Origin of the sequence: Myxococcus sp. CA039A (assembly GCF_013336645.1) — a bacterium.
In the GTDB taxonomy this organism is placed as follows: domain Bacteria; phylum Myxococcota; class Myxococcia; order Myxococcales; family Myxococcaceae; genus Myxococcus; species Myxococcus llanfairpwllgwyngyllgogerychwyrndrobwllllantysiliogogogochensis.
Genome location: NZ_JABUMQ010000483.1, coordinates 1 through 5908, shown reverse-complemented (window position 1 = coordinate 5908; position 5908 = coordinate 1). Strand labels below are relative to the sequence as shown.

At 66.0% G+C, this 5908-nt stretch carries 7 protein-coding genes and 1 tRNA gene; 3 read left to right on the top strand and 5 right to left on the bottom strand.

Translation table 11 applies throughout. From position 1 onward, the window contains the following. Positions 1-122: 122 nt before the first annotated feature. Genes HR086_RS43970 through HR086_RS43960 form a run of 3 tightly spaced genes read right to left on the bottom strand, consistent with a single transcriptional unit; the run spans position 123 to position 843 of the window. Positions 123-272, bottom strand: coding sequence for a hypothetical protein (locus HR086_RS43970; protein ID WP_174468621.1), 150 nt, complete (start codon positions 270-272; stop codon positions 123-125). A gap of 50 nt (positions 273-322) precedes the next feature. After that, complete coding sequence (tnpB, locus tag HR086_RS43965) at positions 323-508, bottom strand: IS66 family insertion sequence element accessory protein TnpB (RefSeq protein WP_256433718.1); 186 nt, start codon at positions 506-508, stop codon at positions 323-325. Next, a complete protein-coding gene (locus HR086_RS43960; RefSeq protein WP_174464210.1) occupies positions 508-843 on the bottom strand; it encodes an IS66 family insertion sequence element accessory protein TnpB in 336 nt (111 codons plus the stop codon). The genes tnpB and HR086_RS43960 overlap by 1 nt, the downstream gene beginning before the upstream one ends. A 675-nt stretch (positions 844-1518) precedes the next feature. Between HR086_RS43960 and HR086_RS43955 the strand changes: the two genes are divergently transcribed. Next, on the top strand, positions 1519-2700 hold the full coding sequence (locus HR086_RS43955) for a VCBS repeat-containing protein (RefSeq protein ID WP_174468620.1): 1182 nt from the start codon (positions 1519-1521) through the stop codon (positions 2698-2700). 64 nt (positions 2701-2764) lie between these two features. Here HR086_RS43955 and HR086_RS43950 read toward each other — a convergent pair whose 3' ends face one another. Continuing rightward, complete coding sequence (locus tag HR086_RS43950) at positions 2765-2917, bottom strand: hypothetical protein (RefSeq protein WP_174468619.1); 153 nt, start codon at positions 2915-2917, stop codon at positions 2765-2767. A 780-nt stretch (positions 2918-3697) separates the two neighbouring features. Here HR086_RS43950 and HR086_RS43945 point away from each other — a divergent pair. Then, the gene (locus HR086_RS43945) at positions 3698-4165 is read left to right on the top strand and encodes an SgcJ/EcaC family oxidoreductase (RefSeq protein ID WP_217440909.1); all 468 of its coding nucleotides are present in this window, start codon (positions 3698-3700) and stop codon (positions 4163-4165) included. Positions 4166-4362: 197 nt separating this feature from the next. Here HR086_RS43945 and HR086_RS43940 read toward each other — a convergent pair. Then, positions 4363-4435: transfer RNA gene (locus HR086_RS43940), tRNA-Asn, on the bottom strand. 198 nt (positions 4436-4633) lie between these two features. Here HR086_RS43940 and HR086_RS43935 point away from each other — a divergent pair. Further along, positions 4634-5776 (top strand): RsmB/NOP family class I SAM-dependent RNA methyltransferase, encoded by a 1143-nt coding sequence (locus HR086_RS43935; protein ID WP_373564439.1) that lies wholly within the window; start codon positions 4634-4636, stop codon positions 5774-5776. Positions 5777-5908: the final 132 nt, after the last annotated feature.

Below are 5908 nucleotides of genomic sequence, written 5' to 3'. Positions count from 1 at the left end.
GTCACCCCGAACGCTGGAGCCGCGACACTCGCAACTGGACGCCAGCAGGCCCCGTCCGTCTCGGCCCCTCTCCGAACCTCACCCCGGCCGTGCAGGAGTTGAAGCGCATCGGCTGAACCCTCTCACGTGACATCTACCTTGACGCTCACCGGCCGCAAGACCCCGCCCTCTGGCAGGCCCAGCACCAGATAGCCGCTTCCCTGGGCGCCCTGCACGTCGCGGTCGGCACGCAGGACTGGAAACCGTCTGCCGCGGAAGGGATGGACCGCCATGGTGATGGTGACTTCTTCCAAATCGCTTGCAGTGTCGACCGCATTGCGCGCTACCTTTCCCAGGAGAGAATCTTCACCTTGTCCCCGCGCCGCGAGACGAAGACGAAGAGGTGGCCGGCGTAGAGACTCTCCTTCCACTCCGCGCGCACTATCGCCGCCAACCCATCGATGCTGTTACGCATGTCCACCGGCTCACGTGCCAGAAGGATTCGCACCGCCCGGGGCAACAGCAGCATCAGCCGAGCACCGCCACGAGATGCGCGAGGTACTCCGCCTGCGTGCCCTCCGGGAAACGCAGGAGCACTCCTCGCGTCAGCGCCACCTCGAGCATCAGCCCTTCCCGCGTCCGTGGCACGGGGGACGCGACCACCTCCACGGGAAGGAAAATCGCCCGTGGTCTGCCTGTCGATTCGGACCTCCGTCCCAGCGTGGACCTCGGCTTCTTGTACAGCTTGTACTGGAAGGCGCTGAGCGAGACCTCGTGCCTGTCCGCGAACTCCTTCTGAGTCAGCCCGCTCGCCTTGAACTCTTCCACCAACTGCTTCCACTCATCCGGATTGGGTCGTCGCATGCCGGAGTGAACCGGCGAATCCACCCCGGTTCAGGACGCCGGCCGTCGGTCGCGTACCTTCGCCCGCCCAGGAACTCTACGGACTCAGCGCCTCGCTCACTCGCCTTGACGCAATGCCGAATGTGGCCTTGCCACCCAATGCTGATGCAACCGGGTTTCTAGTAGGTGCAGCCGTAAATGACCAAGTACGAGCCACGGGACAGGTTGTCCACCAGCTTGTTGTGGACGGACTCTCTGGTGAAATAGTCCAGTTGAGTCGCGGATGGCCCAAACACATCGTAAACGGTGTGACTCTGCTCAAACATGCGAAGTGTTGCCCCCCGTGCGATGAGCTCCGCCAGAGTGTACTGGAGTGTTGACCGTTAGCCGGACAATCACCCCGCAGATTTCTGCGTTAGGGGCGTACGGCACCATAAATTTCCCCCGACGCAGGGACAATTCCGACGCGAGTGAGATCAGAGTATCTCCAGCGTCCGACGTTCCTCAGCCAGGGATCCGTTGCACGCGTGGCGGGCGGGACGCCGTTCCGTTGAGGTCTCCACGATCTCACGCGCGTGGGAGGAGCGCCTGCAAGGAGTATTCATGTTTATGAGAGGTGTCGTGCTTGCTGTAGGATGTATTGCCCTTGTGCCCGGGTGCGCCGAGCTGCCCGATGAGACGCAGGAAGTCGAAGGAATGGTCTACGTCGGTCGGGACGCCGAGGCGGCCCCGGCTGTGACACATGAGATGCCTGAAACTGGCGGCACTAACGGGGCGCTGTACGCGACTTCCTTCGCCACGCGGTTCCAATACCAGGGCGATCTCGGCTGGTGGGGCAGTAACGGCGGCTACAGTCCGGACGCCGTCACAGGCCGCATGGTCAGCGGTGACTTCAATGGCGATGGCCGTGACGACATTGCCCTGCTCTACAGGTACGGGGCGGCCTCGAGCCGCGTGCACGTCCTGCTCTCGAAGGGGGCCTCGTTTCAGTACCAGGGCGATCTCGGCTGGTGGGGCAGTAACGGCGGCTACAGCGCAGACGCCGTCACGGGCCGCATGGTCAGCGGTGACTTCAATGGCGATGGCCGTGACGACATCGCCCTTCTCTACGGGTACGGCGCCGCCTCGAGCCGTGTGCATGTCCTGCTCTCGACAGGGGCCTCGTTCCAGTACCAGGGCGATCTCGGCTGGTGGGGCAGTAACGGCGGCTACAGCGCAGACGCCGTCACGGGCCGCATGGTCAGCGGTGACTTCAATGGCGATGGCCGCGACGACATTGCCCTGCTCTACAGGTACGGGGCGGCCTCGAGCCGCGTGCATGTCTTGCTCTCGAAGGGGGCCTCGTTTCAGTACCAGGGCGATCTCGGCTGGTGGGGCAGTGACGGTGGTTACAGCCCGGACGCCGTCACGGGCCGCATGGTCAGCGGTGACTTCAATGGCGATGGCCGCGACGACATTGCCCTGCTCTACAGGTACGGAGCGGCCTCGAGCCGCGTGCATGTCTTGCTCTCGAAGGGGGCCTCGTTTCAGTACCAGGGCGATCTCGGCTGGTGGGGCAGTGCCGGAGGCTACAGCCCGGACGCCGTCACGGGCCGCATGGTCAGCGGTGACTTCAATGGTGATGGCCGCGACGACATTGCCCTGCTCTACAGGTACGGGGCGGCCTCGAGCCGTGCGCATGTCTTGCTCTCGAAGGGGGCCTCGTTTCAGTACCAGGGCGATCTCGGCTGGTGGGGCAGTGACGGCGGCTACAGCGCAGACGCCGTCACGGGCCGTATGGTCAGCGGCGACGCCGATGGCGATGGCCGTGACGACATTGCCCTGCTCTACAGGTACGGCCCCAGTTGGAGCCGCGTCCACGTGCTTTTGGCACGGTAGGCTGGCAGTCATCTCCTAAGCAGGCACCGAATGGAAAAGTGGGTGGATTAGGGGCTGTCCCTGATTAATGCAGCCAGAGAAGCATGGACGGGACGTGCAGGACGGCGAGGTAACAGGTCGCCGTCTTGTCGTAACGGGTGGCGGCGGCGCGAAAGCGCCTGAGGTCGTGGCAGAAGCACTCCACCTGGTAGTGCAGCCGGTAGAGGGTGCGGTCCAAGGATCTCCCTGTACCAGGGAAGATGTCGCCTCGGCAGACATGCCGAGCTGATGACGCCCTTCGCGTGCCTCGCTCCCTCGCATTGACAGACTGCTGAATGTGGCTTTGGCGCGCTCGTCCCGCAGCGCCCGAATTTTTGGGTAGGCACGGGCGTTGGCGTCGCCCTGCCGACCATTACTCAGCTCCGCCAAGTTGCTGCCTTTATGGAGCGACACCGCCACGTCATCCTCGGTCCCCTTCGACATCTTCTTGCCGCAGGCAACTTTCTCTGGTGCACGCTCGTGCTCGAGGTCAGCGATCACCGTGTGGATGGAGAACAGGTATCGCCGTACGTCACTGGAGACGTCGCCTCGGGCTCCCCAGGGGAAGATTGGGCGTACGCGCCCCTCGTGGAGAAGTGGAGTGGGGCGGGAGCAGAAGCAGCAAGGGCGCGTGTCGGCGGGCGCGCTTGGCAGCTCCTGCCTCGCCTCTTGGTCCACGCCGTCCCGCCCGTTGCTGCTGGACCATTCACCCGCTCAGCTCTCCTTCGGGAGGGAGAACGCTCCGCCCAGGCCGGTCGTCCCTCTTCGGCTTCCTAACGAGAAGAAGCGGCTCAATCAGCTCCAACTGTTCGTCGGTCAGGTCCACCGGTCAGCTTCGAGCATGTCCATCCCTCTCATGTCGATGAGCTCCCCAGCTTCCGCTCCCAGACTTGCTCGCTCAATTTCGAGACCAGTTCTATGGTGTTCGCTCCAATACTCATTCGGCGCCACACCCACCACCCGCCCGTGATCGAGGTCCATGAGCCTTCCATTCGTCGTCCTCGGCTCGATGCTGTTGACTGCGCCGCTTCTGGCTCAGAGCACCCCAGCTCCTGCCGCATCCGCACGACTTCCCGATGTCGCATTGCCACCTGCGCTGGACCGCGTGCTGCGCGACTACGAGCGTGCATGGCGCGCAGGCGACGCGGCCGCACTGGCCTCGCTGTTCGCGGAGGATGGGTTCGTACTCCAGAGCAATCGCCCGCCTGTCCGTGGTCGTGCGGCCATCCGGGCCGCCTATGAGGGGCAAGGAGGCGGTCTATTGCAGCTACGTGCGCTCGCGTTTGCCACCGAAGGCACGAGCGGCTACATCATCGGCGCATACGGTTATGGCAACAGAGCCGACGACACGGGAAAATTCACGCTCACCCTGCGTCGTGCACCCGGTGGGCCGTGGCTGATCGTCTCGGACATGGACAACGCGAACGCACCGCCACGGCAGCGGTAAAGCCACGCCGCCCCTATGTCAGGGAAGGTGTCTCCTCGGTCTGCGGAGCGGAGAGCCGAGAGCGCCCTCTGCAGCACCGCGAGGCAGAATCACTTGGGACTCAGGGGCATCGTCACGAAGGCCCCGCGATTTTCATCGCGAGGCCCGAGAAAAACAAAAAGGCCCCGCCAGAAACTGGCAGGGCCTTCGTTTTTCAGCTCCCCGACGAGGACTCGAACCTCGGACCTAGTGATTAACAGTCACCCGCTCTACCGGCTGAGCTATCGGGGAATATGTCCTCGTTGCGGTACGGCGACGACGCCGCAGCGATGACGCGCTTTCTAGAGAACGGAGCCCCCTCTGTCAACAGTCCCGTTTGATCCGCTCTCCCGGCTCCAGGGTCCACCCTGGTCCGCCCTCGCCGGGCTCGCCCCCGTTTCCTCCGAGGCCATCTCCCTCGTGCTCGCCGGCTCCCCCGCTGAGCGCGTTGTGGATCGCACCCTCCGTGCTCATCGCTCACTCTCCCGCGACCAGCGCCAGGCCCTCAAGGAAGCCATCTTCAACGTCGGCCTCTGGCGCCGCCGCCTCGCCTTCCTCCTCGACCAGGACGACGCTCCACCTCCGCTCCTCCTCTTCGCCTTCCTCCACGGCCTCGCCCACGTCCCCGGTCCCGAGGCCGCCTCGCTCGCCGGGGTAGGGGAGGGCGTCCCCGGCCTGAATCCCTCGCCGCCCCCCTCGCTCGCCCTCCGCTACTCCCTCCCGGACTGGCTCGCCGACCACTTCTCCCGCGAGCTCGGCCCCGACGCCGACGCCTTCTGCGCCCACCTCAACGTCCCCGGGCCCATCACCCTCCGGGTCAATCCACTCCGCTCCTCCCGCGAGGAACTCGCCGAGCGCCTCCGCTCCGAGGGCGTCTCCACCCGGCCGGGCCCCTGGAGCCCGCTCGCCCTCCACATCGACGGGCCTCGCCCCAACCTCTACGCGCTTCCCTCCCTCCAGGAAGGCCGCTTCGAGGTCCAGGACGAGGGCAGCCAGCTCCTCGGCCTCCTCCTGGAGGCCCTTCCCGGTGAAACCGTGGTCGACCTGTGCGCGGGCGCCGGGGGCAAGACGCTCCAGCTCGGCGCCGCGATGCGCGACTCCGGCCGCCTCTTCGCCCATGACCCCGACCCGGAGCGGCTCGACCGACTCCTCCAACGCTCCTCCCGCGCCGGCCTCACCCGCGTCCAGGTCCTCCGGACCCCTCCCACCCCGGGCCTCGGCGCCGACCGCGTCCTCGTGGACGCTCCCTGCTCGGAGCTGGGCTCCCTCCGCCGCGGCCCCGACCAGCGCTTCCGCATCACCCCCGACGTCCTTGCTCACTTCCCACCGCTCCAGCTCGACATCCTCCAGCGCGGCGCGGACCTGGTGCGCCCGGGCGGACGGCTCGTCTACGCCACCTGCACCGTGAACCGCGCAGAGAACGAGGACGTCGTCTCCGCCTTCCTCGCGGCTCGCCCCGACTACCGCCTCACCCGTCCCGGCGCGGGGTGGCTCTCTGAGGCCTGTCTTCGCGATGGCTTCCTCTTCGTCGCTCCCCACAGCCACGGCACCGACGCGTTCTTCGCGGCCGTCCTGGAGCGCTCGGCCGGGTAGGGGAGGAGGCTTCGAGCGACCGCAGTGTCCGTGTTCCGACGTCCGGGAGTACTCAACGCTCCCGGCTCGAATCCGGATGCCCGCCGTCCCCCCGGTGCTATGAAGCGCCCGTGCGTTGGCTCAAGCCCCTCC